The 1,073-nt window shown below is 37.5% G+C and carries 1 protein-coding gene; it reads left to right on the top strand.

Annotated features, from left to right (window positions below):
* Positions 1–1,073: sigma-54 interaction domain-containing protein (locus RB298_RS28080; RefSeq protein WP_486049651.1), on the top strand; the 1,073-nt coding region annotated here is incomplete at both ends.

The raw sequence follows: 1,073 nt of genomic DNA, 5'->3' as shown, positions 1-1,073 counted from the left end.
GTATTAGAAAGCGCTTACGAAGGTATTGTTATTGTTGACACGGGTGGAATTATTAAGGAGTTTAATGCGGCCTACTGCCGTTTTTTAGGAAAAAAACGTGAAGAAGCTATTGGAAAACATGTCACAGAGATTATAGAAAATACCCGAGTGCATATCGTTAGTGAGACGGGGACAGATGAAAGAGGTTATGTTCAACGTATCCAAGGTCAAGACATGATTGTTCATCGCATTCCGATTAGAAAGGAAGGGAAAATTGTAGGAGCAATTGGCATGCTTATCTTCGAAGGCGTCAGTGAGCTTTATAATATTTTAGGACGTATGCAGGAATTGTCCCGAAAAGTAACAGAAGCTCATTTGCCTAATCATGAACAAACAGAGAATAACAATCATTTTGATCAAATTATTGGGGAAAGTCCGGCAATACAAACCGTAAAAGAGATTGCTAGAAAAGCAGCAAAAACGCCTTCTACCGTATTAATTACTGGAGAAAGTGGCACGGGAAAAGAATTATTCGCAAAAGCAATTCACTATTCTAGCCCATTTTCAGAAGGCCCCTTTGTTAGTATCAATTGTGCCGCTATTCCAGAACAATTACTTGAAGCAGAGTTATTTGGCTATGAGGAAGGAGCATTTACAGGAGCACGCAAAGGAGGAAAGCCAGGTAAATTTGAACAAGCTCATAAAGGTACCTTATTTCTAGATGAAATTGGAGATATGCCCCTACTTATGCAAGCTAAGATACTCCGAGTATTACAAGACAGAGAAGTGGAGCGAGTCGGAGGAATGAAAAGTCAACATGTAGATGTACGAATTATTGCTGCTACTAATAAAAGATTAGAAGATCTAGTTAAGAAGGGGGAGTTCCGTGAAGATTTATATTATCGTTTAAACATTATTCGTTTGAGTATTCCACCACTTATAGAAAGAAAAGAGGATATTCAGATATTACTCATACACCACCTTAAAAGTTTTTGTGAAAAGTTTGGAATCATTAAAAAAAGCTTTTCTTTTGAAGCAATGCGGTATTTACAAGAATATCAATGGCCAGGAAATATACGGGAACTTGTTAATAC

Origin of the sequence: Priestia sp. BR_2 (genome assembly GCF_041954005.1) — a bacterium.
In the GTDB taxonomy this organism is placed as follows: domain Bacteria; phylum Bacillota; class Bacilli; order Paenibacillales; family Paenibacillaceae; genus Paenibacillus_AQ; species Paenibacillus_AQ lautus_A.
The sequence above is the reverse complement of the archived record's forward strand: the minus strand, read 5'-3'. Positions and strand labels throughout refer to the sequence as shown.